Source organism: Winslowiella toletana (assembly GCF_032164335.1).
GTDB lineage: Bacteria > Pseudomonadota > Gammaproteobacteria > Enterobacterales > Enterobacteriaceae > Erwinia > Erwinia toletana_A.
In genome coordinates this window covers 2111259-2134933 of record NZ_CP134152.1, presented here as the reverse complement: position 1 = coordinate 2134933, position 23675 = coordinate 2111259, and the positions used below count along the sequence as shown (strand labels likewise).

Below are 23675 nucleotides of genomic sequence, written 5' to 3'. Positions count from 1 at the left end.
AAGATTTATTCATGTCTGATCGCTTCTGACGGTGACAAACGTGTCGCCCGACGAGATGGAAACCAGACCGCGACCGCAACCACCAGCGAGATGGTTAATGCTACACCTGCAAATAGCAACATAAAACCTGTCCTGCCATCACCCAGAATACGGATCAGTTTCGGTGCGGTAAACAGTGCCAGTGGCAGACCAATGATCAGTCCGGCCAGTAGCTGTTTTCCGCCCTGGAGCATCAGCATTTTTATGAGCATACTCTCTGTCGCTCCCATCGCCATGCGGACACCAATTTCCTGCACGCGCTGGTTGATAACATTACGCATCACCGCGTAAATGCCCGTTGCGGCCAGTATCGTTGCGATCAGGCCAAACAGCATGAACAGGCTGGCAATGAAATGCAGTCCGGCCGTGTTGCGTGCCAGACGCTGGTCCAGTGTCTGAATCTGGCTGACGGAAAGGTTACTGTCAATCTGTCTGACGGCGTTGATCAGCGCAGGCCCCGACAACGCCGGATTTCTGGCGTGCAGCAGGACATTAACTGATGGTGCCGTCTGCTGTTGCAGGGAGCGATAAACGGTAGCGCGATGCCGGAAGGTGCTGAAAGGACGCCCGTGGATAACGTCAGGAACAACCCCTATCACACTGTACCAGCGCGGATCCTCCGCATTGCGAAGACGCAGTCGCTTGCCAATCACATCCTTTTCACCCGGCCAGTACTGACTGACAAAAGACTGACTGACAACCACGACCGGCTGTGAATCGCTGTCATCACTGAACGCAAACTCGCGTCCTGTCACCGCTTTGATCCCCATACCAGAAAGACTGCCCGGCATCACCTGAACATCATTAACCAGCGGATAGGACCACTTATCGCGGCTGTTAACGGTTGAACTATCGACATCCACCTGCTGTGGAACAGTAAACTGCCCGACGGTACTGGTTGTGATCGCCGAGCGATCACTTCCCGGAATCGTATTCAGGGCATTCTGCAGTTTCTGGTAAAACAGGATCTGGCTTTTTTCATCAGGATACTGGGTGGCGTTAAGGTGAATCTGCCCCGTCAGGTAATCCTGCGTATTTACACCGTAATCCGCACGCGTAGCCTGATAAACCAGCACACCTAACAGGGCGCTGATACAAAGTATCGAACAGGATAAGCCCACTTCGAATGTCACCAGGATGCGGGAAATGCGGCCCGCACTGCGACTTTGCGCACCACGGGTTCCGTCACGCAGCACATCGTTGAAATTGCCGTGAGTAATTTTCCAGGCTGGCAGTGCACTTGTCGTAACCACTGTCAGGATGACCAGAACCAGCGCCTGAAGGATCATTCCGCTATCCAGACTCAGATGCCACCAGAAAGGGATCTTGTTAGGGACGAAGCCGGGCAGAAGGCGATTAGTCATTTCCAGTCCCCAGGCGGCCAGCAGAACAGCAACAACCCCGGAAAGAAGACAGATGATCAGACTTTCCCACATCATCTGCATCACCAATCTGGCTGCCGGCGAACCCAGCGCCACCCGAATGGCAATTTCTTTGGCGCGCTCCGTAGTGCGGGCAAGCAGGAGATTGCCGACATTACAACAGGCAAGAACCAGCACGAATCCTACAGCGACCAGCATGACGACGAAAATTGTCACCGTCTCTTCGCCCATGAAGTTTTCCTGGAAAGTCAGTACCTGTGCTGACAACCCCTTATTGGTTTCAGGATAGCGGCTCGCCAGACTTTGCATCACTGCATTCAGGTCCGCATTTGCGGCACTGGCCGAAACGCCAGGTTTCAGACGGGCATAGACGGAAATCTCCGGGGCATCCTTACGGGTCAAAAACTGTGACGGGTTCAGCTGCGAGGGAAGCCAGAGATCCTGAAAAAAAGGAAAGGCAAATTCTTTCGGCATGATGCCGACGATACGCGTCCTGACACTGTTAATCAGTACGCTGCGGTTAATCACTGACGGGCTTCCGGCAAAATAATTTTGCCACAGTGCATAACTGATCACAGCGACCGGTTCAGCACCGGGTTCAGTATCGCCCTGGCTGAACGCCCTGCCCTGAAAAGGTTGCACGCCCGTATAGGAGAACATATCGTCAGTACTGCGCGTCGCCATATATGAAACGGCTTTATTGCCATCGCTGATATCTGCACGCTCACCGTAAAAGTAGCCCACATTCTCCAGCGCGGTGCTGTGCGCTTTGATTTCGGCGTAATCAAGATAGTTAAGCCCGGAGTCGCTCAGGCTTGCGCCATTTACGACGGGGTTTAGTAACACCATATTCTTGCCGTGCGTATACGGCAGAGGTGAAAACATAAACGTATTGATCACCGACACCATATAAAGCGTCAGCGCTAGACCGCACGACATAATTAACACGGTCATGGCGGAAAAAGCGGGGCTTTTCAGTAACAGTCGCAAAGCATATCGGATATCAAATAGCATCTTATGCTTCCCTGATTAGCGTGAGTTCATGGTTATGAAAACCATCGGCGACAACCTGACCATCAGAAAGAATGATACTGCGCTGAGCGCGTTCAGCAGAGCGCGGGTCATGCGTCACTATACAGATGGTTGCGCCCTCTCTGTGCAGATTGTCCAGAATATCCATTACCGCTTCGGCATTTTTTGAATCCAGGTTACCTGTCGGTTCGTCCGCCAGCAGGACGGAGGGAGAGCCGACAATTGCCCGCGCGACTGCAACGCGCTGCTGCTGCCCGCCTGACAGCTGGGAAGGATAATGACGCGCCCGGTGCGACATATGAACCTTCGCCAGCGCATCACTTACCCGGCTCTGTCTTTCTGCTTTACTCATCTCTTTACGGTAGGTCAGCGGCAGCGCCACATTTTCTTCAATGGTCAGATCGCTAATCAGATTAAATGACTGGAAAATAAAGCCAATGTCGCGATTACGTAAAGAGGCACGCTGCTGCTTAGTCATATTTTCGACATTATGTCCGGCCAGTGTATAGGTGCCGGAAGATGCGACGTCCAGTAAACCAAGAATGGAAAGAAGCGTTGATTTTCCGCATCCTGAAGGACCGGAAATGGCCACATATTCACCTTTAGAAAGGGTAAAGCTGATTTTGCTTAACGCATGCGTTTCAATTTCATCCGTCAGAAAAATCTTGTTGATATCGTTGAGTTTTACCAAATTTTCCATTGTTTCGGTGTCCATAAATTGTCCCTTTATCGTTGCTGTCGGGTGTTGTGCATTCAGGGCGTGATTGCGATCTGATCAGCATCCTGCCAGGCAGAACTGTCGCTAAGAATAATTTTGTCGCCAGCGCGCAAGCCACTGGTGATCTGGATGAAATCAACTGAACCCTGACCAAACTCCACCTTCATTTTGGTGGCTGACTGCTCTTTTTCATCAAGCCTGTAGAGTGTGGAAGGCAGATTGTTTTGCGCGTAGGGTGGTCTTTCCACAAACAGCGTTTGCGAAATCTTTGCCACGGCAATCAAGCCATCTACACTTAAATCGGGTCGGGCTTCCAGAGGCAGAGGCCCCTCAAACGTCACATCAACTTTGACCGTACCATTAACCACCGCCGGATCAACCCTCGATACCCGCCCCTGAAACGTACTTCTTCCTGTATTCATCATCACTGGCTGCCCCACAGCTAAATCCCGCGACTGCAACTCAGGAACTTTTAGTTCAGCGTAAAGGTCTTTTTCTTTGGCCAGCCGGGCAATGTTACTTCCCGTTATAATGCGCTGCCCGGCCTGCACGGCGACATCCTGCAATACCCCATCAATCGGGGAGGTGACATTCAGGGACTGCATTTGCTCTTCGCTCAGGACGACCAGGGAGGCAGATTTTCTCAGGCGCATCAGATTGGCTTTGGTGTCAGCGTCAACACTCTGCTTCAGAGTAGCTAAACGTTTTTCTTCAAATTCAACCTGATGACGATTGAGTTCAGTCGCAATACGGGTCGTCTCATAATCCAGCACGGGTACGGCAGCGATGTACTTTTTCTGCGCTTTAAGCTTCATTTCAGAACCCGATAAACGAGACTTTGCATCCAGCAGGACGGCTTCCTGATTAAGAATTTTATTCTTCAGCTCCGCATTTCTGGCGTCAGTCTCTGCCTGCAGCGCATCATATTCCAGTTTGTTTTCCTGGTATTGTTGCTCAACCGTAGGATTACTCATCTTAACCAGCAACTGGCCTTTTTTAACCCGCGTGCCCGCTTTATAAATGACCGCCTCGACCCGGGCATCAACGCTGGCTGAAACCCAGTTAATGTCCTGTGGAAGCAATACACCATTCCCTCTGACATCCACCGAAAAATTGCCATATTTCACCTCTGCCACGGAGAGGCTACTGAGCGGGACCTTATAAGGAGAAAATTTTACGTTATAAATCACAAGTAACGTGGCGAAAACCAGCCCCCCGGAGATCCATTTAATCCCGTGCTTTCTGAACCACTGTTTATGACCTGGCTGTGTGATTGAAATATCCATTGTCTTACCCTGTGAAAATGCTGGTAAGACTCAAGCAAAGAGTGTGCCACAAACAAAAATATAATTTTTTTATTTTAAATCATCAGGTTGAAAGAAAAAGATTATTATCCTCCCACTCTGATTTCCTGTCCGTCTCATTAACGGAACGTCCCTTTCTCACAAAACAGCCGTTTAGCAGGACAATTACACGCCTGAGACGTGTCAGACGGGCATTCCCATTATTGGGATTAATTACCAGCCCGCTCGCTTCCTTCTTCCCATTTCCGGGAAATCCGCCTTCCCGAAACAGGGAAAGTTAATAAAAAACCATAATAAACAGCATGTTATTAAGTTAACTTTTTTGGCACGTTGGTTGCTAAATGAAACTATAAGCACCGCCCGAATAAATTCACGGTTCAACTTATCATCGGTAACATAAGGAGTGTGTATGTTAGAATGCAGACTGACAGAAGCAGAAAAAGAGGGATTTAGCCGGAAAATAGTGGATGATCTTGAAAACCGGCATCTGGTCATTTATGGCAAACAAGCGAAAGCAGAAAAGGCGCACTGCATCGTTAAAGTCATTGACTACATCATTGAAAATATTTCTGAAGACATTTTATTAGAAGATCTCGAACGTATCAGCGGCAAGACCCGCTTTGATATCTGTCGCGTGTTTAACCTTTTCTACGGCATCACGCCCATAAAATGGATGTGGAAAGTCAGACTTACTCTGGCAAAAGAATTTATCGATCTGGCCCCCGACTGGTCTTTGACTGACATCAGTTGTGCGTGTGGATTTACTTCGCTGCCCCATTTTTCCAGAAGCTTTAGCCTTGCTTATAAACAGTCGCCCATGAAGTTTAAGAAAACAGCACGCGAAAGAGTGAAAGTGGATGATAAAAAAGATCATATGGAGTTTGACAGGATGTTTGGCGTTGACCGTAACAGCTTCTCAAAAAATGTGCTGATCAATAATCTTCACCTGATATAAGCAACAGGTACATCCCGATTGGATACCAGAGTGTCTATCGGGTTGTACTTTCAGGCGACGTCTACAGCAGATTAATCGTCATAAGTTAGTCTAAATTAAAATATATTCTACTACACAATAAGTTTCATAAAATAGCATAGCTGGATTATTTTAACGTACATTAAACCAGGTAACTTTCAGCATCACACTAGTCCCCGTTCAGCCATTGATACTGTGTCAGCCCCTGCCACGATAAAGTGATCAAGCAACCGCACATCCAGCATTTCCAGCAGCTCCTGAAGCTTTTTAGTCAACCGGATATTGCAGTTGCTAGGTTCAGGCTCCCCGCTGGGGTGGTTGTGGACAAGGATGACTGCGGCGGCGTTATGTTTCAGCACACGCTTGATAACTTCGCGGGGGTGAATGCTGACCGTGTTTAACGTGTAAATAGACCCGTTTTAGTTCCAGACATTTTTTGAGATTCCGGCCAAATGATGGTGTTGTCGATATTCCTCCGGCGTCATATTGTTCAGTGATTCATGCGGGCGTACACAGTTATATTCTGACAACCATTTTTCCGTGATTTCCCGCACTTCATTCAGCGTTCTGAACAGATAAAAATCGAGTATTTCTGTACGGTATGTTCGGTTAAAGCGCTCAATGAAAGCATTCTGTGTCGGCTTACCCGGCTGGATAAACTCCAGTTTACGGCATGTTTCTCTGCCCATCCAGCCAGGGCCAGAGAGATAAACTCCGGACCATTATCCATGCGCAGCATGACCGGATAGCCGCGATCATGTCGAGCACACGGACCACTCGCAGAGCTGGCAGATTCAGATTGATTTCAATCGACAATGCCTCACGGTTAAAGTCATCAACAACATTGAACGTGCGAAAACGACGGCCACAGACCAGGGCATCATGCATAAAATCGACAGACCAGCTCTGGTTAAGCGCTTCAGGCGTGGCCAGTGGCGAGGGATTACGTACCGGCAACCGTTGTTTGCCCTTACGGCGAAAGTTCAGCTTCAGCAGACAGTAAATACGGTGGATCCTTTTGTGATTCCACGGGTATCCCTGCCGCCGCAGAACCTGGAAGAGTTTCGGAAAACCGTATCGTGGGTATCGCTCTGCCACTGCCTGCAACGCGACAATGACGGGTTCGTCACGCGTGGTATCCGGGCGGTAATGATAAACCGTTTTGCTCAGGTTCAGACTCCGGCAGGCCTGACGGATACTGAGTCCGAACGTCGTTATCAGATGAGTGACCAGCTCACGCTTAAAGGCTGGTTTTAAAGCTTTTTTTCGATAACATCTTTCAGCGCCCGGTTCTCAAGGCTCAGGTCGGCAAACATCTGTTTGAGACGTCGGTTCTCGTCCTCAAGATCCTTGATCTTTTTAATATCAGAAGCCTCCATGCCGCCATAAATAGCAGGCCTACGGATGTTTAGGAGAGTTTAAAATTGCTAATATTAACTTTTGGTAGCATTCAGGAAGTGACGAATGGCACGTAGATGTGAATTAAAAGGTATAGTGAATGCTCTGAATGGAAGTTTTGTCAGCCGAAATAACGAGTTTGGAGGATACTGGTCTATTGGTCAGTTAAAATTATTGGCTCTCAATGGCGGCCTTACTTCATTGGCTATTCCTCTTAGCATGTCTGAGGCTAACACCCCATACGATCTACAACGTTATACTGTGCATCGTTACGCGAATCTGCTCGAAAGCCTGCTAATCAAACAGCAAATACCCTGCTTTTGGGTTTGTAAGGCTGTCATTATGATCGACTTTAACGCTAATGCTGAACATGCAAGATCGTTTGAACACACAACCGTAGGCGAACCTTTCCAGTGCACCTGTCAAATTACTGATGACCTTGGTCGTGACTACTCATCCATAAATTATGGACGCTGCTTGCCGCATTCTGTCGAGCGTGAGTTAAAATCGACTCGTAATTCACTTCATAGTTAATCAGATCCACTTCCATTTTTCGCCCATAGCGTTCATTACGCCCCTTAGCCTGGATGCTTTGTACCGGGACCGGGCATTAACAAATTGGCAATTTGCTATTTGGCAGTGACGACGCTACGCTATCCTCAAGAAGGAAACGTTGTTATGAAACGAAGAACGCGCATTTATTACATGCCAGAACAAAAGGCGATTATCTGGGACAGATATAAGCAAGGTGATTCCCTACAAGATACCGCCAGAATGTTCGACAGATTTCATTCTTCTATTATGCCGACTATCCACCAGCCTGGTAGGTATCGTCCTCCTATCCGAAAGCGGCACCTACTGGCTCTTTCACGTGATGAAATAAAGGAAATACCCAGAGGGCTTGTAGCAAAACGTAGCATCAAGGACATCGCTGACGGATTATCAAGAACTCCCTCGATGATTAGTCGGGAGATAAAAAGTCATGGGGATGCAAAACATTACCATGCTGCTAAAAGCGGATAAGGACGCATGGGACAGTGCTGAGAGACCAAAGCCTTGTAAGCTAAATGAATGCCCCGCATTGTGTAAAATCATTGCAGAGAATGTGCATCAGGACTGGTCGCCGGAACTAACTTGCCGGTTGGCTGACACGCTATCATCCGGATAATAAGGAAATGCATGTGTCACACGATACGAATTATAAAAACGCTCTTTATACAAACCAGAGGAGCATAAAAAAAAGAACTGCAGCAATACCTCAGAAGCGGATGAGTAGTACGTAGATCCAGAACGTCATCGCTGAAAGGGAAAGGATTAGGTTTAATTACGGATGCGATCTGCATCAGCGAAAGACCACCTGATGTTACAGACAGAGCCATACCTCACCACTTGGAAGTAGACCTAATCCAGGGCTCGGAAAACTTCTACAACGTCACCCTCATAGAACGTCATTCCCACTTTATTATGCTTGCCAAAATCAGGGATAACAATACCATGACTGTTATATCTGCACTCATCAAACAAGCCCGGGAATTACCTGTTGAGCTCTATAATACATTAACACGGGATCGGGGGTCTAAAATGACCAGCCACACCCGGTTTACTGTAGCCACAGACATACAGGTTTATTTCTTTGATCCTCAACCTCCCTGGCAACGCGGCTCAAATGAAAATATGGACAGATTGCTCAGACATTATTTCCAAAAGGAACTCACTTCTCGATTCACAGTCAGCATAGACTAAACAGTATTGCCAGACAGCTCAACGCGAGGCCGAGAAAAACGCTGGGCTATGAATCTAGCAGAGCGGTTCACCCAGTGTGTTGCAACCATCGGTTGAGCTCACAACCTGAAGCGGACATATGTTCTGGACTTACATCGGTCTGTAAAGCCCAGGCCTAGTCTACAAATGCTTGTTGACTTTAATTCTTTGTCACTTTATAGAGGAATGAAAGTCGATAAAATTTTAAAGGAAGCTGGCTCATGTTACCGCAGGATAGTCTTCAACAGGAAGTTATTGAATCTGTACAAGTATCACTAAAATTTGATTTATTGTATCAAAGAATTAGACCAGATATATCCAAGTTTATCGCTGTCACCTCAAAGCTGTCCTTAAAAAGCCTTGATGACTGGGAACGTTTAATCCGGGCAGAGATTTTCTATTCACTTCGAAAATACAGTCCGAAACAAAGTGGTAATGAGATCCACCAGGTCGGGTCACTCCGATGGATGGACATATGTAACGCCGATGGTTTTAGGCGGGAACGAGCATTAAGGACAATATCAGGTGGGGCGCCAAATAGTTTCTTATTAGCTTTAACTGTACGAAAACTAAATGACTGGGTTCCGCAGGTAAGAGCTGCAGCGTGTCATGCTCTGCCATTGATTGCTGAAGCATCTGACCCTGAATTTATTGTTGATGTCTTGTTTATAACACTTCCCTACTGGAATTCTTGGGGGAGAATGGGAGATATCGAGAAAGAGGCGCTTATGAAAGTCATTTTAATGGAGAAAGTAACTGAGGCATTAAAAAAACGCATTCTAATATCCTCTTCGGGGCCTGTCGCTACAATATTTGTACAAGCTGGGCGCACGACAGCATTAGACAAATTTTTAGCCGAGATTGCAGAAAAATCAGTTCAACCTTCTCTGCGAGCAAAAGCGTATCGTTGTCAGTTTGAAAGTAAATTTGTTTGGGCTGAGGGGCTGACATGGCAGTGGGTTGACAAAGTACACGGCATAAGGCGGAGCATTCCTGTTTTAAAAGAACGAATAATATCTACTACAACTCCCTTTATTGAGATCTTAAGATCGGCGACAACCGACCGTTCCCCAATGGTTCGGCGTATAGCGGGTGAAATGCTTATTAAAGAACTGAATAATATTGGCGATGAAGCATTTAAACTGGCAAATATACTGGCTTCTGACACATCTCAATCTGTAGCAGAGCGTGGAAGATATGCATTGACCGACTTGAAAAAGCTGTAATTGACAGTTTTTGTCAAAAGTGGGCGTTTCCAATATCAAAATGTGTTGTTCAACCGGCAGCAGCTCAAACTGGATAAACCCACTGCAGAGCACCCATAGCAAACGTTGCCTACTGTATTGAACAGACTGCTCAGCTTGTGCCGGACCTGATAATCGAGCAGTCAGGCAGGTGATTTTTGGCAGGATAGTAGGCACTTCCGAAGTAAACCTGCTGCGTTACAGCCATTTCCATTAAGTATAATTTATTGATATTAAATCATTTTTATCCGACAGGCGCATATCAAACCACTAAACACATTTACTTATTTAAATGTATAAATATAATAACCCCCTTCTTTCACACTATGGACAGCCGTTCTATGACTCAGAAAACACTCTTTACTCCCCTTCAGCTTGGCGAATTCACGCTGCGTAACCGTATTGCGCTGCCTCCGCTGACGCGGTGTCGTAGCGAGCAGCCGGGCAATGTTCCGGGAGAGATGATGGTGGAATACTACCGTCAACGTGCCAGTGCCGGATTTATGGTCACGGAAGGCACTCAAATTGAGCCGCGGGGTCAGGGATATGCCTGGACACCGGGTATTCACAGCCAGGAACAAATCGCCGGCTGGAAAAAAGTTACCGAAGCTGTCCATCAGCAGGGCAGCGTTATTTTTTGCCAGCTTTGGCACGTTGGGCGCGTTTCCCATCATGAGCTTCAGCCCGCAAAACAAGCGCCCGTTGCACCTTCTGCCGTGCCTGCTGAAGGTGTCCGTGTATTTATCGAGACCGGACCAGGTGCCGGTATGTTAACCGCCCCCAGTGTTCCGCGCGAATTAAGCACGCAGGAAGTGAAAGAGATCGTCGAGCTTTACCGGCTGGCGGCAGAAAATGCGAAAGAAGCAGGATTTGATGGTATTGAGCTACATTCAGCGAATGGCTATCTTATTAATCAGTTTATCTCTGAACACAGCAATTTTCGTACCGATGAATACGGTGGTTCACTGCAAAACAGACTGAGTTTCCTGAGGGAAATTATCGTGGCCGTGAGCGCTGTTTTTGGCAGCGATAAAGTGGGCGTCCGCTTTGCGCCACTTTTTACCACGACTGACGAAGAACGCGTTTATCTGGGGCTGGTAGAGAGCGATCCTCATGCGACCTATATTTCAGCCGCGCAAATGTTAAACGAACTGCAGGTCGGTTATCTCTCGATTGCCGAGGCCGACTGGGACAATAGCCCGGACATGCCCGAAGCTTTCCGTATTGCGTTACGTGAAACATTCCGAGCCCCTATCATGTATTCGGGGCGATACACCCGCGAGAAAGCAGAGCAGGTGCTGAGCAAGGGATGGGGAGACTTCTTTGGTTTTGGTCGTACTTTCATTGCCAACCCTGACTTACCCGCGAGATTTAAACAAAATGTCGGCCTGAACTCTGTAGATAGCGCTACGCTATATGGCGGAACCGGTAAAGGATATACTGACTACCCTGTTTATAATTCCTGAAACCCGTGAGGCTGCATGTCACCTGAAAATGCCATGAAATTACTGTCCAACTCAACCCGTCTGTCAGTATTGAATTGGCTGAAAAATCCAGGTGAAGCGTTTACCGGCTACACGCAACTTTATGATTATGACAAATATGGAGTTTGTGCCAGCCTCATTCAGGATAAGGCCGGGCTTTCTCAACCCGCCACATCGCTGTGCCTGAAAGTCCTGCAGGATGCGGGGCTGCTTGAAGCCAATAAAGTCGGTAAATGGACGTATTACCGCCGCTGTGAGCCGCGAATTAACGAGGTGACATCCGCACTGGGTGATTTTCTGAAGAATCTGTAAACAGGCCATAATTAACCGAACAGCGCCGGTGACATCAGTTGACCGGCGTTAACTGCTCGACACTGTTGTTGGCGAAAGCTGAGCGGCCGCCTCCAGTTACCGATAATCTCTATTAGTACACTGATTAGCAGCCAGAAGCTGACACTATTTTTTCTTATTAAGCATCGACTTTAAATCAGCAAAAGGATTGTAGGTCGCTGCATCAACATCTTTTTGCGCGTCCTCCCCCGCGATTACGGTTGTACCGTACTGGTCGGCTTCGGTGTACTTTGAATGTTCGTGGTCATGGCAATACAGGCATAATAGCTCCCAATTGCTGCCATCTTCCGGATTATTGGTATGATCATGATCGATATGGTGAACCGTTAATTCGCGTAGGTTTGAATAAACAAACTCTCGCGTGCAGCGTCCACATACCCACGGATAGATTTTAAGTGCTTTCTCACGATAGCCGCTTTCCAGCCGCGAGTAGTTTTTTGGGATCAGAGCCATTGCCGATGTTTTACCTGTTATAGAGTGATGATTTACGATAGTGCCAATAATCTATCCCAAAATGGCACAGAAGGAGAACTGAAAGAGGAACAGGATATTGATTTTGATGGGTGAATGCTACCGGGTCGAACCTGTAACCAGGAATGACGAGAGCGATGCTGCTCATCAGGCACTTCCATACCGCCAAACTTTTTACGCCCTATTCAGAGACTGGCGTCGGGAATGACGTGCTGACGGCAGAGTTCGCGGCTGAAACCTGGCGGGGAGCAGCTCACAGACCTAAGCCATCCGGCGTTCATGCTCGGCAACGTGGTACAGGCCAGACAATTACAGGTATAATCCCTCACATTATTCAACTGGTTGAGAAACGAACATGACAAAACTCACCTTACAAGAGCAGATGCTTAAAGCTGGATTAGTGACCAGCAAGAAGATGGCCAAAGTCCAGAGAACCGCTAAAAAATCGCGGGTTCAGGCTCGTGAGGCCAGAGAGGCGGTGGAGGAAAATAAAAAAGCACAACTTGAGCGTGATAAACAGCTAAGCGAACAACAAAAACAAGCTGCTTTATCGAAAGAGTATAAAGCTCAGGTGAAGCAGCTGATTGAAATGAACAGAATCGTCATTTCAAAAGGCAATATAGATTTTAACTTCACAGATAATAACCTGATTAAAAAAATAGCGGTTGATAAGGCGACTCAAACCCAGCTTATTAACGGTCGTCTCGCCATTGCTGGCCTGGACGCGGCTAATGGTAAAGATCGCGAATATGTCATCATTCCCGCGGTTGTAGCCGATAAAATTGCGCAACGGGATGCAAATAGCATTGTGCTAAACAGCGCACTCAGCCTCGAAGAACAAAATGAAGATGACCCGTATGCCGATTTTAAAGTGCCTGATGATTTAATGTGGTAACGGACAGGTGCCAGCGAAAGCATGGTTAAAGATACTTTCGCTTTCAGAATGGGCAGTCATTACGGGCTTTGATCGACTCTCCGCTAATCGGATGAACAAAATGCAATTCACTGGCATGCAGCATCAGGCGCGGCGTGCGTTCGGTGCCCGGCAGCAACCGACCGCCATATAAGTCGCAGCCCAGTATGGGATGGCCCAGCTGCTGGCAGTGAATGCGCAGTTGATGGGTGCGCCCGGTCTCCGGGGTTAGCTGCACCCGCGCCACTGGCAGTATCGTCAAGTCTTCCTGCTGATAATAAAAACGCTCAATAACCTGATAACGGGAGCGAGCAGGCTTACCGTGGACTGAGCAAATCGACATCAGCGGAAACAGCTGCGGATCCTTAGCGATTGCCGCGTCTATCACCCCCTGGTCGTGGTCGGGATGTCCGCAGAGCAATGCACTGTACACTTTGGTCACTGTACGCTGACTGAACTGTTGGCAGAGAGCGGCATTAATCGCCTTATTGCGGGCAACGACCATTAGCCCGGACGTACCGAAATCAAGGCGATGGACGAGGGTGCAGTCGGGAAATGCCTGTACCAGTCGATAATGCACTGAATCGAGGTTTCGCGGATTTTTTCCCGAAAGACTGAGCAGCCCGGCGGGTTTATTGATCAGTACCAGATGATCGTCCTGATAGAGCACCTCTATCTCTTCATGGCACGGCGGAGCAATAAAAGTATCGAAAATCGTAGACATCAGGCTGCCCGCAGGGTGAGTGGCTGCGGATAATAACGAATTTTAAGCCAGCTGGCGAATCTGGCTATTCGCCCAAGATGCAGCAGAATCAGAATAAATGTTTACATCTATGCAGATCAGGCCTTGATTAATCTGGCAAGGATATAAGCCAATCACCAGCGCATCTGCTGAAAAGAGCAATTTGTTTTAATTCACCCCCACTCGGGTGTAGTTCCAGCGCGTACCAAGATCGTTAATCAATGCATAGCTTAACGACTGGCTCGCCGCCACCTGCCCCACTGGCAGCGTAGTTTCAGACTCAGGAGCGACCATGACACTATCAAGACGCTGCCCGGCGTAGCTGATATCCGTCAGCGTCATATGCCAGGGTGTTGGATTGACGATTTGAAGCTGCTGGCCGCCCTGCACTTGCTGCAAACGAAAGCGCAGTTTTTGCCCGTCCTGCTCAACAGGATCATCCAGCCCGGCGGGGCGTATAAACACTTTTATACGCAGTCGCAAAGGTAGCACCACCCGCTGCCCCTGAGGAGTTGCCGAAGAGGTATTCGGCGGAATTTGATAAATATTCAACCAAAACAACGTCTCTTTATCTTTTGCCAGGCTGGTTTGTGAGGTCAACAGCAAACGCAGCGATCGCACTTCACCAGGCTTCATGCTGAAAACCGGCGGCACCGCAATCAGCGGCGTGTGGGTGCTCTCCGGCGGTGTCATAGGATCGCCATTATCACTCCAGATCTGTACCAGCGTCGGCTGTTTTTCCGAGTTGGAGAGCGTGACGGACGCCGCATTCGCGCCCTGATGGAAGACTATCCGCGTCCCTTCCACATTCACCACCGCCAGCGCCGGTAAAATGCCAGCGACTATCAGCAGCGCACCAACACACCAAGGTATTCGCGATTTGCTACTGAAAACTGACCATAATCTGTAATTGCGCATTCACTGTTCCCGCCGTGATCGGCTGTTGATTTATCGCTTCCAGCGAGGCGGTGAAATCCCCCGCATAAATTTCCGTGCTGCCGCTGGACACCAGCGTAGTTAAATCCCTGAATGCATACCATCCGCGCGGATTGCCCTGTCCGTAGGAACTGGCAGTAAGATTGGGCAATAAATTCAACGCGCTGCCGTCGCTTTTGTAAATACGAATCCCGACGCCAGAGGCTTCACCCGCGCCCGCACCGTAATTGTTATCCAGTAGCCAGGTCAAACCACCGCCGCTGGTCACTAATCCTAATGAGGTTGCTGCGGCTACGGCTTTAGGCTGATTGACCAAAAATCCCATTGATACGTTTGCCGAACTGGTGGTCGACACGCTGGTGCTGGACACCGCACCGGTCTCACACTCAATGGTAACGTTGAAGCCTGTCTGGCTCGCGCCGCCCTGGCTCAGCTCCGTTGCCGTGATAGTTGGCAGGATCACCGTATTAGGAAAGTCGTTGACCCGACAGGTTGCCCCTCGCACGAAGGTGACACCTGCCGCGTAGAGGCTCCATGAACCTGGCCACGCACTGTAAAAACCATCCCAGTAGCTGGCTGAATCAGCACCTTCAGTCACGTTGGTACTGAGACCAGGGCCTTTAAAGATGCTGTAACCATGAGGTTGCGAATAAGTGTAGGTATAACGATTTGCCGCGTTGGCAAACCAGGTGGTGCTGTCGATGCGGAAAATCTCCATCAGCACGTCGCTAAAAGCACTGGCGGGAACGTAGATCCAAGTACCATCAGAGAACCAGTCATCCTCGGTTAACTTGCGACCTTGCCAGTAACGTGAGAAGTAAGCTCCGGTTCTCAGGTTGGTGAGCCGAACCGCGACGTTGCGCATGTAACTGTAATACGCGCCGTCGATTTCACTCGCCGCATACATGCCGGTATAAGTGTTATCGCCATTGGTGGCATACATCTCATACAGGCTGTCCGCATCAGCGACAGCACAGCGGAAAAGAATTTGATTTGCCGAATAGGCGGTCGCCGCCCCCTGACTGAGAAAACTCATCGACGAGCTGGCCAGTAGCGTACCGGAAGACTGAAAAGTACCGTTGCTCAGGCTGATAACGCCAGGTATGCCGATGTTTTTAGCATTACAGGTATCACAGGCGCCGGTCCAACTGGCCGCCGTATAGCCAGCGTCAATGGCTGCCTGAGAAAGTGTTGCGCTGCTGGTTACCCGGCTACAGGCGGCGTTCACCGTCTGGCTCAATAGTGAAAGGGCAAGCAGTGAGAGGCCGATACGCAAATTCATAATCCCTCCCGCATCTGACAAGGCAGCTGTAAATGGGTAAAGGGATCGCTGCCACGCGGTGGCAAGACGTACTGTACTTCGCACTGCTCGGTCACTAAGGGTCCCCATTTTACTTTCAGACTACCGCGTGGATCGGCAATACGCGCATAGATTTGACCACCCTGCCCGACCATTCCCAAACTGTTACCGGCGCTATCCAGCACATCGGCTCCCATCGGCGGATAGCTGCCATCACTCAATTCGGTGGCGATTAATATTGCTCTCCCCTGTAGCGTAGTAAAATTCACTCTTGCTATTGCACCGGCATAAGGCACAACTCTCTGGCTGCCGCCCTGCAGTTCGGTTTCATCATTCATTTTGCTGGAATCCAGTGCAATGGTGTTGTACTGGTACGGCGTCATTGACGGCAGAATTGCGTAACCAAAACGATTTATCGTTGCGCCCTGTCCGTTACGAATCTGTGCGCCCTCTGCGCCAGGGGCATTAACCAGCGCAAAAGTATCGCTGGCGTAAGGGCCCATAGTCACGCCACCCTGATGTAGCACCAGCGTGCTCGATGCGCCCACGCCATACTGGCGATAGCCTTCCCCCTTGCCGGCAGAGGCCCGCACCGCGCCGAGAGAGGTTGCTTGCTGAACGCTGCCGCCAGCGGTCATCGCATTACCGCCCTGCCGATAATCTTCCAGGCCGGTATACGCTGACCAGGTCAGTTGGCTGTTATCACCTGATGCACCAGCAATATTCAAGGTGCCCGAACGTGAATCCCGGGTTCGGGTCATATCCAGCGAGGCGATAGCAGTTGATTTACCAAAATCAAACGGCACCGAAATCCCAATTGAAACCAGTGTTTCCGTCACGCGTTGCTGTCCGCTGGTGTCATAATCAGCATCATTGACGCTGGCGAAAAAGCGCCCTCTGTCCAGTACGGTTCGCTGACGCGATACGTTAAGGTTGTAACTGATGCTTTGCCAGCTATTGCTGTAACCCAGTTGCAGCTGCGTTACGCGTGACGAATCGCCGTAGTAGTCGCTGGTGCTGGCGGAGAGATTTAGCATTCCCCAGTCATCCATCGACTGATTGACAGTGGCGGAAAAACGATTTTTTTGATTCAGGTTGTCGGAAGAATAAATGACGCCATCCTGATACTGATGGCGCTGGCCGAGGACATCCGGTAAATCGCGAAATCCGGCGGTGGAATAGCGCCACGCGGCCAGCACCACGCTGGTTCCGGTGGCGAATGTCCGGCTGTAACTCAACTCACTGCGCCAGCCCGTCTCGCTCTGTTCGAACACTTCAGCATGAGACCAGGTGGCATTCAGCCCTAGCGCGCCAAAGCGGGTGCTGATAACCGATCCCAATAAACCGGCAAAATAGTCGTCGGCGACGCGGACACCGCCATTTAACGTCAGAGAATTGTTGACGCCATGCTGGACAATCCCCTCGGCAAACTGATTATCCACCGAGGAGTAATTACGCACTTTTCCCATTGCCAGCTCATATCGCCAGTTACCCGGCCGTACAGAGTCCGGCACCGAAGCATAAGGAACGGTGAAGGTAGAAACGCGTCCGCCGGCTTCGATCACCTCCACCTGCAGGTCGCCCTGATCGCGCGTGTTGTACAAATCGCGGATGACAAAAGCCCCCGGCGGCACGTCAGTTTCGTAAATAATTTGCCCGAGCTGGCGCACCACTACATGCGCTGAGGTGCCCGCCACGCCACGCACTTCTGGTGCATATCCGCGTCGACTTTGCGGCCACATGCGTGTATCACTGCCCAATTTGACACCGTTAAAGGACAAGCTGCCAAACAGACTGTTGCTGGTATAATTCTCTCCCAACGACAGAATGCTCTCGATAGCCGGAATCGGGCGATCAACCCAGCTGCGCACTGAATTATATTTATAATCACTGCCGGTTAGATTACTTTCGTAGTAACGCAGGTTGCCCTGGTGGCGCAATTGCCAGAGCCCAACGTTAGTACCGGCATTGAGCGAGCTCCACAAGTAGCCGTATTGATAATTACTGTGGGTATTTTCAGTGCGGGAATAGTTAGTATTGTGGCGGAAAAAAAGCGCCGGAATGCCGCTGTCCCATTCAGAAACCGGAATAAATCCGCGCGGCGTGCGCGACAGTGCCTGCTGCGGCACCAGCAGGTTAAGGCGCAGTGCGCTCATATCAAGCTCTTCAGAGACGGTCTGACCGGTTTCTGACAGCAACAAACAATCGCCCGGCTGGCGCGCTGCACTGCCTTTTAACCGAATCGCTGTTTTCTGCATCAGTTCAGGCGACAGACAGGCCACCCCCTTGCCACCCTCATCGGCTTTAAATAATATCGGCTCAGCAGTAGCAATCAGTTGGCTGTTTACATAGACGTCGAGCGTGTGCTCACCTGGCTCAGCAGAGACATCATGCTGATTAAATCGCGCCAGATCCTGCCCGTATGACGCGCCTTTTAATAAAGCCGGATCGAAGTAATAATCTTCGGCTTGCACTGACGGCAACCCACTTCCCACAGCCAGAATTATTGACGTCGCGACATGCGTTAAACGATGAACGGACCGTTTATAACGGGAAATCCCCACTAATTCTCGCTCCCTGATCGTTGATTACTGTCAGCCTGATAGTATTTTTACCGGCAGGTGCGGCACGATTAAACCAGAAGGTGCGGCTGCTTAAAGGTGGCACCATATCGGCTGTCGCCTGCAGTGCAACGCCTGTGGCATTCAGTTGAATGCGGCCGAGGTTCAGATAAAACGGTAGCGTATTGGTGATGACCACACCGCTGCGTTGTCCATCCCGTGCCGGCGCAACCTTGATGGTGGGGAAAATATTTGAGGGTGGATTGCCCAACCGCGATGGTCGATAAAATAATTTCACCCGATTTCGCAAAACCACCAGCATTTTATTCTGGCCTTCGGCTGCTGCGCCAGCAATGTTGGAAGGAGGAATTTGTTGGAAGTTAAACCAGAACACGGATTCGCGATCCTGCGGCAACTGACGGGAATTGGTGTGAGAAATCCGCACTACCTGACCGGCCTTAGCCTGGATGCGAAATGACGCGGGCGAGGCAACAAAAGGGATATTTCGTTTGCTTTCCGGGCCATCATTGATATTGCCTTCGTCAAACCAGCTTTGAATCACAAAGGGAAAATTACTCTGATTGGACAGATTGACGTCGACAGATCGTGCATCGCTGCGATAAATAATCCGGGTGCCGGTCATCGTAACGTTGGCCCAGGCGGAAACACTCGCCATGCTGAAAAACGCAAATAATGCGCTATAAAATAACAAAAACAACGAATTACGATAAGTCATACGCATTCCCTGTTGAGCAGAAGCAAGCATATACATTGGCGTATGACAATTATAAGTGAAGGATTAAGAAACATCCGGAAATTTAAACAAACTGGTCAGCTTTCTGGCAGGTCGTACGGCAAAAAAGGGTCTGAAACAGACCCTCTGGATTTACAGATAGGATATCGCGTACTGCATGGTCGCCATCACGCTGCCGGGTGTTGCTACTCCGGTTGAAAAGTACTGCGCGGTGTAGGTTGAGCTTGCGCTGGTCTGATTAGCGCCCAGCACCAGGTCGCGATTTCCGGTAAAGCCGTTGGTAAAGTTGATGTTGCCACCGGTTGAATCGACAATTTGCAGCTCTACATTTCCCGCCGTTCCGGTATTGCCCAGATTGCCCGCGCTGGTGACCTGATTACCGACAAACACGGTAGAAAAGCTCATCCCCTCCGCACTACCGGTACAGCCACTGACACCCACTTCAAAAGTGGTTGCTCCGGCACTTTTACCGGAAGTATCCAGCTGCGCGGTGCTCACCGTTGGCAACAAAACCACGGGCGAGGTGTCAACGCCATTAATTGAAATGCCACAGGTTTGAGCGGCGACTTCACCCTGAAACGAGATGGTATTACTGGAAGCAAATGCTAATCCAGGCAGTACAGCTAACGAAGCCAGTGCTCCACATGCTACAGAATACTTTTTCAGCATCATTTCTTTACCCTTCTGTCATTAATCAGAATATCTACCGCAATATGCGATAATCATGTAACGAGTAAATACATTGATGATTTAATAGCTGTAAAACATGTCACTTCACTGTGAGTTTTTCAGGCAACTTAACTGCTGATTATTATGCCTTAGCATTACTCGTTGGAAATAATAATACGAATATTCCTATATAGAAGTTTAATGATTATGTATAAATCACACCGGATAATGTAAAGATCAAAATATCAACAATTAATCACAATTAAACAAACAACAATATTACAAAGCACGCATAATTATTAACATAATACATCCGGATGATAAAAAAGGATTTTAGTTTACTGATGATAACCCTTCCTGGATCACGCCATTAATTTTAATCATCAATCAGAAACATCCAGCATAAAAGATAATAATCACATCCCCGTTATAAATAGCAAATTTCAAAAGAGATTATTAATAACCATAATGCCCTTTAAGATAGATAGAGCGATATTTCCGCTCACGCTTAGATTTTTGATCAGTAAGTGTTATAACTTGAATGATAGCGAGCCGCTATTGATTCTCGTATTAATCTTGACTCCAGACACTTTCACATTACATTGCAGAAATTATGCATGTACGCTATAAAAAAAATCTTATGAAAAAAGCATCTCATTTTGCGGTTTAAGCTGGAGTAGTGGTTAAACCTTTGAGCTGCGACATACCAGATCTCGGAGAAATCCATTTTCTGAAATAACGGTTGCTGACTGTTACAGCTCAGTGTAACTTTTCAAGATAATGCTACACCAGCAGTCAACCCCCGCTGCTTTAGCTGGTAGTGTCCAAACAGCAACATTTGTATTGATAATCATTTATGCAATGTTGTACTGTAATGTTCTTGAGGATATAAGCCATATTACAAGAGTTAAACAAGGATAAACCTCAATGAGTTGCTCATCAGGATTGCTGAGCATATTAAATCTCTGTAGAGCAGCCTGCCAACTTGAAAACATGTGACGTATTTTATTAAATTTCAATAATTTAACTCATTCAGGCAAATTCAGCACTCCAAAAAAATGGACTTTAAACTGTTGACTTTAGGGAATAAAAGCTGATGAATAAATATACACTCTCAATTATTTTGTCTGTTCTGTTACAGTCCTATGCCTATGGCTTCATGACCCGAAATATGGGGACGTCTGCCATCTTATTTTTTGTCATGATGGCTTTTATCGCGTGTAGTGTCGTCTACTTTATATTGATGCGGATAAGAAAGTTAACAGTTAAAAAAGAACACATCCCTTGCCTGATCGGATTAAATATCAGTACTGCGCTGGCTTTTGTGGCGTTTTACGTCTCAATATCCCTAATTCCCGCTTCCATCTCTGCGTTAGTTGAAGCTGCCGCAGGTCCGATCTGGATAGTGATGCTTTCTTTACTGATTTATAAAAAATCCGTGAGCTGGTCAGCGATTATGACTTCACTGCTTATTCTGATCTGCGGCGTTGTTGCACTCAGGCTGCAAAATGGCAGCGTGATAGATTTCAATACTGTTTCAGGCATTTTACTGGCCATCGCTGCTGCTCTGGGTGCTGCACTGGTGGCATGGAATAGTGAAAAAGCAGAATCTGCCGGGATTAAGCCTGTTGTTGTGTTAGCGTGGCGATTTCATCTGACATGGCTGATTTCGCTTATCCTGTTGATGACGTTCCCGTCAGAAAAAATTGCGTTTAGCGATGCAATACGTTCCTTAGGGTTGGTGCTGATTGGTGTCGTTCTGCCGATGTATTTTATGCAGTTGGGTATGCAGCGATCTTCCCCACTGGTAACAATGATGTGCCTGAGTATGTTACCGCTTATTACTTATATGTTTGAGATGCTGTTTGGTGGCGAGTTTACGCTGCAACTTTTATCAGTGCTGATTATTGGCACCGGCGCGTCATTCCTGCAGATCTGGCTGAACAGTCGCGCTACAGCCTGAATTAAACGCAGTATTGATAAGAAATTACTGCCGGATCACTTTTGGATAAACCGGTCATTTTTATATCACACCGATGCCCGCCCTTTTGCCCCCCTTCGCCATTTAACTGCCCGGCTGGTCGGCAATGGCCAGCAAATTGCGGTCGTAAATATGCTTCTGCATCATTTCCAGTAATGCCACTCCCCGATGCTTGTCGATCCGATCGTCAGAGATCATCGTAATATCTGCCAGCGGAAAACAGCTGCTGTAGTTCGGCTGAGCCAGCAACGAATTACTGAATCCCTGCGGCCAGTTCAACCTTTCAATTTTATGCTTTTTGACGACGTCAGGGTCAATAAAAGCCCGACTATCGCCAGCGATGCGGTTAACAGCGTAATCGCATGCCAGCCACCGTGCTGCCATAATCCTCCCCCTGCGGAACCCGTTAAGCTGGAACCCATATAGTAAAACAGCAAATATAGTGAGGAGGCATGACCTCGCGTTGCGCCCGCCAATGGACCAATTGAGCTGCTGGCAACGGCATGGCTGATAAAGAAACCGGAAGTCACCAGGATGATACCGGCCACAATCGCGCCAAGCATATTGGGTAAGGTCAGTAATACGCCGATAAACATCAAGCCAAAACCGACCAGCAGTAAAGGCCGCTTACCGAAGCGATCCGCAAGGTTTCCGGCCAGCGATGAAGCAACAATACCAAAGGCAAAGGCCAGGAAGATCATGCTGACCTGTGTCTGGTTAAAATTAAATGGCGCAGCGGAAAGACGGAACGCAGCATAGTTAAACAGCGTGACGAAAATACTGGTAAGGATAAATCCAATGCCATAAATTTTCAGCAAACCCGGTTTTTTAAGGTTTTGCCCCCAGGTTTGCAGATGATATCTGAGATTGATTCCGGGTTTTCGGCTGAAATTACGCGATTGAGGCAGCAGCAGGATAAATCCCAGCGCTGATAGCAAGCAGAGCACACCCAGAATCTCCATGGCGACCTGCCACGACCAGAATTCTGTCATCATCCCCATTCCCACGCGGCCCATCATGGCGCCAAAGGCGGTGCCGCCCACGTACAACCCCATGGTTTTACCAAGGTGAGCGGGATGAATCTCTTCTGCCAGCCACGCCATCGCAACTGCCGGTACGCCGCCGAGAATAACACCTTCTGCCGCTCGGGCAATCAGCAACTGATGCCATTCAGGTACCCACGCGGCAACCAGATTCAGCAACGACGCCAGCGCCATTGAAGTAAACATTACGCCACGCCGTCCCCACGCCTGCGAAAAGGCGCCGGATAACAAAATAGATATTGCCAGTAATCCGGTAGTCAGCGATAAGGCCAGAGAACTTTGTGTCGGAGAGATATGAAAACTTTTGGCGAAGGACGGAAGTAACGGCTGCACACAATAGATCAACGAAAAACTGGCGAATCCAAGCAGAAACAGTGCCAAACCCGCGCGACGATATTCCGCTGTACCACGCACAATCCCTTGATCGCCCTCTGCAACATTCTGCGCTAACGGCTCTGCAGCAGAAAACGGTCTGACTTCGCCATTAACCTCACTGCAGGCGTCCTTGGTGGGATTCGACAACATTACTGGCTCCTGATCGCGGAATGAGTCGAAATTGTAGATTTTAGTTAACCACTAATCCAATATATGGAAAAGTCACCTGAGATATATTAAACAT

19 protein-coding genes and 3 pseudogenes are annotated in these 23675 nt (G+C 48.6%); 8 read left to right on the top strand and 14 right to left on the bottom strand.

Going from position 1 to position 23675, the window contains the following annotated elements:
• Window positions 1–5: 5 nt before the first annotated feature.
• From RIN69_RS10085 to RIN69_RS10075, 3 genes are read right to left on the bottom strand one after another with little or no spacing between them, the layout of a single operon-like run.
• Window positions 6–2435 (bottom strand): ADOP family duplicated permease, encoded by a 2430-nt coding sequence (locus RIN69_RS10085; protein ID WP_313857194.1) that lies wholly within the window; start codon window positions 2433–2435, stop codon window positions 6–8.
• Window position 2436: 1 nt separating this feature from the next.
• Window positions 2437–3153: an ABC transporter ATP-binding protein gene (locus RIN69_RS10080; protein WP_390902537.1), complete on the bottom strand. Its 717-nt coding sequence runs from the start codon at window positions 3151–3153 to the stop codon at window positions 2437–2439.
• 53 nt (window positions 3154–3206) lie between these two features.
• Window positions 3207–4457: an efflux RND transporter periplasmic adaptor subunit gene (locus RIN69_RS10075; RefSeq protein ID WP_313857191.1), complete on the bottom strand. Its 1251-nt coding sequence runs from the start codon at window positions 4455–4457 to the stop codon at window positions 3207–3209.
• Window positions 4458–4884: 427 nt separating this feature from the next.
• On the opposite strand from RIN69_RS10075, the gene RIN69_RS10070 reads away from it, so the two are divergent.
• On the top strand, window positions 4885–5430 hold the full coding sequence (locus tag RIN69_RS10070) for a helix-turn-helix domain-containing protein (protein ID WP_313857190.1): 546 nt from the start codon (window positions 4885–4887) through the stop codon (window positions 5428–5430).
• A gap of 182 nt (window positions 5431–5612) precedes the next feature.
• On the opposite strand, the pseudogene RIN69_RS10065 reads toward RIN69_RS10070, so the two are convergent.
• Together RIN69_RS10065 and RIN69_RS10060 are read right to left on the bottom strand one after the other, a co-directional pair.
• Window positions 5613–5852, bottom strand: a pseudogene (locus tag RIN69_RS10065) (JAB domain-containing protein); the annotation flags it as partial.
• A gap of 15 nt (window positions 5853–5867) precedes the next feature.
• Window positions 5868–6836: pseudogene (locus RIN69_RS10060) on the bottom strand (IS3 family transposase); the annotation flags it as partial.
• A gap of 76 nt (window positions 6837–6912) precedes the next feature.
• Between RIN69_RS10060 and RIN69_RS10055 the strand changes: the two are divergent.
• The 5 genes and pseudogenes from RIN69_RS10055 (at window position 6913) to RIN69_RS10035 (ending at window position 11647) form a co-directional block, all read left to right on the top strand.
• Window positions 6913–7380: a hypothetical protein gene (locus RIN69_RS10055; RefSeq protein ID WP_313857188.1), complete on the top strand. Its 468-nt coding sequence runs from the start codon at window positions 6913–6915 to the stop codon at window positions 7378–7380.
• Window positions 7381–7524: 144 nt separating this feature from the next.
• Window positions 7525–8685: pseudogene (locus RIN69_RS10050) on the top strand (IS30 family transposase).
• A 143-nt stretch (window positions 8686–8828) separates the two neighbouring features.
• Window positions 8829–9833 carry a hypothetical protein gene (locus RIN69_RS10045; RefSeq protein ID WP_313857187.1) on the top strand — a complete coding sequence of 335 codons (1005 nt, stop codon included), beginning with the start codon at window positions 8829–8831 and terminating at the stop codon, window positions 9831–9833.
• Between the two features lie 359 nt (window positions 9834–10192).
• Window positions 10193–11317 carry an alkene reductase gene (locus RIN69_RS10040; protein ID WP_313857185.1) on the top strand — a complete coding sequence of 375 codons (1125 nt, stop codon included), beginning with the start codon at window positions 10193–10195 and terminating at the stop codon, window positions 11315–11317.
• 15 nt (window positions 11318–11332) lie between these two features.
• Entirely contained in the window at window positions 11333–11647 is a 315-nt protein-coding gene (locus tag RIN69_RS10035) for an ArsR/SmtB family transcription factor (RefSeq protein WP_313857183.1), read from the top strand.
• Window positions 11648–11791: 144 nt separating this feature from the next.
• Here the strand turns inward: RIN69_RS10035 and yajD are convergent, their stop codons facing one another.
• Window positions 11792–12139 carry an HNH nuclease YajD gene (yajD, locus tag RIN69_RS10030; protein ID WP_313857180.1) on the bottom strand — a complete coding sequence of 116 codons (348 nt, stop codon included), beginning with the start codon at window positions 12137–12139 and terminating at the stop codon, window positions 11792–11794.
• Window positions 12140–12512: 373 nt separating this feature from the next.
• Between yajD and RIN69_RS10025 the strand changes: the two genes are divergently transcribed.
• The gene (locus RIN69_RS10025; protein ID WP_313857177.1) at window positions 12513–13052 is read left to right on the top strand and encodes a DUF2058 domain-containing protein; all 540 of its coding nucleotides are present in this window, start codon (window positions 12513–12515) and stop codon (window positions 13050–13052) included.
• Window positions 13053–13095: 43 nt separating this feature from the next.
• Here RIN69_RS10025 and RIN69_RS10020 read toward each other — a convergent pair whose 3' ends face one another.
• The 6 genes from RIN69_RS10020 to RIN69_RS09995 form a co-directional block, all read right to left on the bottom strand.
• On the bottom strand, window positions 13096–13794 hold the full coding sequence (locus RIN69_RS10020; RefSeq protein ID WP_313857176.1) for an RluA family pseudouridine synthase: 699 nt from the start codon (window positions 13792–13794) through the stop codon (window positions 13096–13098).
• A gap of 186 nt (window positions 13795–13980) precedes the next feature.
• Window positions 13981–14730 carry a fimbria/pilus periplasmic chaperone gene (locus RIN69_RS10015; protein ID WP_313857175.1) on the bottom strand — a complete coding sequence of 250 codons (750 nt, stop codon included), beginning with the start codon at window positions 14728–14730 and terminating at the stop codon, window positions 13981–13983.
• Window positions 14696–16030, bottom strand: a complete 1335-nt coding sequence (stbD, locus tag RIN69_RS10010; protein ID WP_313857174.1) for a fimbrial usher protein StbD — start codon at window positions 16028–16030, stop codon at window positions 14696–14698. Before stbD ends, RIN69_RS10015 begins: the two co-directional genes overlap by 35 nt.
• Window positions 16027–18531, bottom strand: a complete 2505-nt coding sequence (locus tag RIN69_RS10005) for a fimbrial outer membrane usher protein (RefSeq protein ID WP_390902507.1) — start codon at window positions 18529–18531, stop codon at window positions 16027–16029. The genes stbD and RIN69_RS10005 overlap by 4 nt, the downstream gene beginning before the upstream one ends.
• 61 nt (window positions 18532–18592) lie before the next feature.
• Window positions 18593–19345, bottom strand: coding sequence for a fimbria/pilus periplasmic chaperone (locus tag RIN69_RS10000; protein WP_313857172.1), 753 nt, complete (start codon window positions 19343–19345; stop codon window positions 18593–18595).
• A gap of 150 nt (window positions 19346–19495) precedes the next feature.
• On the bottom strand, window positions 19496–20035 hold the full coding sequence (locus RIN69_RS09995; protein WP_390902506.1) for a fimbrial protein: 540 nt from the start codon (window positions 20033–20035) through the stop codon (window positions 19496–19498).
• Window positions 20036–21128: 1093 nt separating this feature from the next.
• On the opposite strand from RIN69_RS09995, the gene RIN69_RS09990 reads away from it, so the two are divergent.
• Window positions 21129–21995 carry an EamA family transporter gene (locus tag RIN69_RS09990; RefSeq protein ID WP_313857171.1) on the top strand — a complete coding sequence of 289 codons (867 nt, stop codon included), beginning with the start codon at window positions 21129–21131 and terminating at the stop codon, window positions 21993–21995.
• Window positions 21996–22097: 102 nt separating this feature from the next.
• On the opposite strand, the gene RIN69_RS09985 is transcribed toward RIN69_RS09990, so the two are convergent.
• Both RIN69_RS09985 and RIN69_RS09980 read right to left on the bottom strand, forming a co-directional pair.
• Window positions 22098–22262, bottom strand: coding sequence for an Rpn family recombination-promoting nuclease/putative transposase (locus RIN69_RS09985; RefSeq protein ID WP_313857170.1), 165 nt, complete (start codon window positions 22260–22262; stop codon window positions 22098–22100).
• Window positions 22263–22288: 26 nt separating this feature from the next.
• Window positions 22289–23581 carry an MFS transporter gene (locus tag RIN69_RS09980; RefSeq protein WP_313857169.1) on the bottom strand — a complete coding sequence of 431 codons (1293 nt, stop codon included), beginning with the start codon at window positions 23579–23581 and terminating at the stop codon, window positions 22289–22291.
• Window positions 23582–23675: the final 94 nt, after the last annotated feature.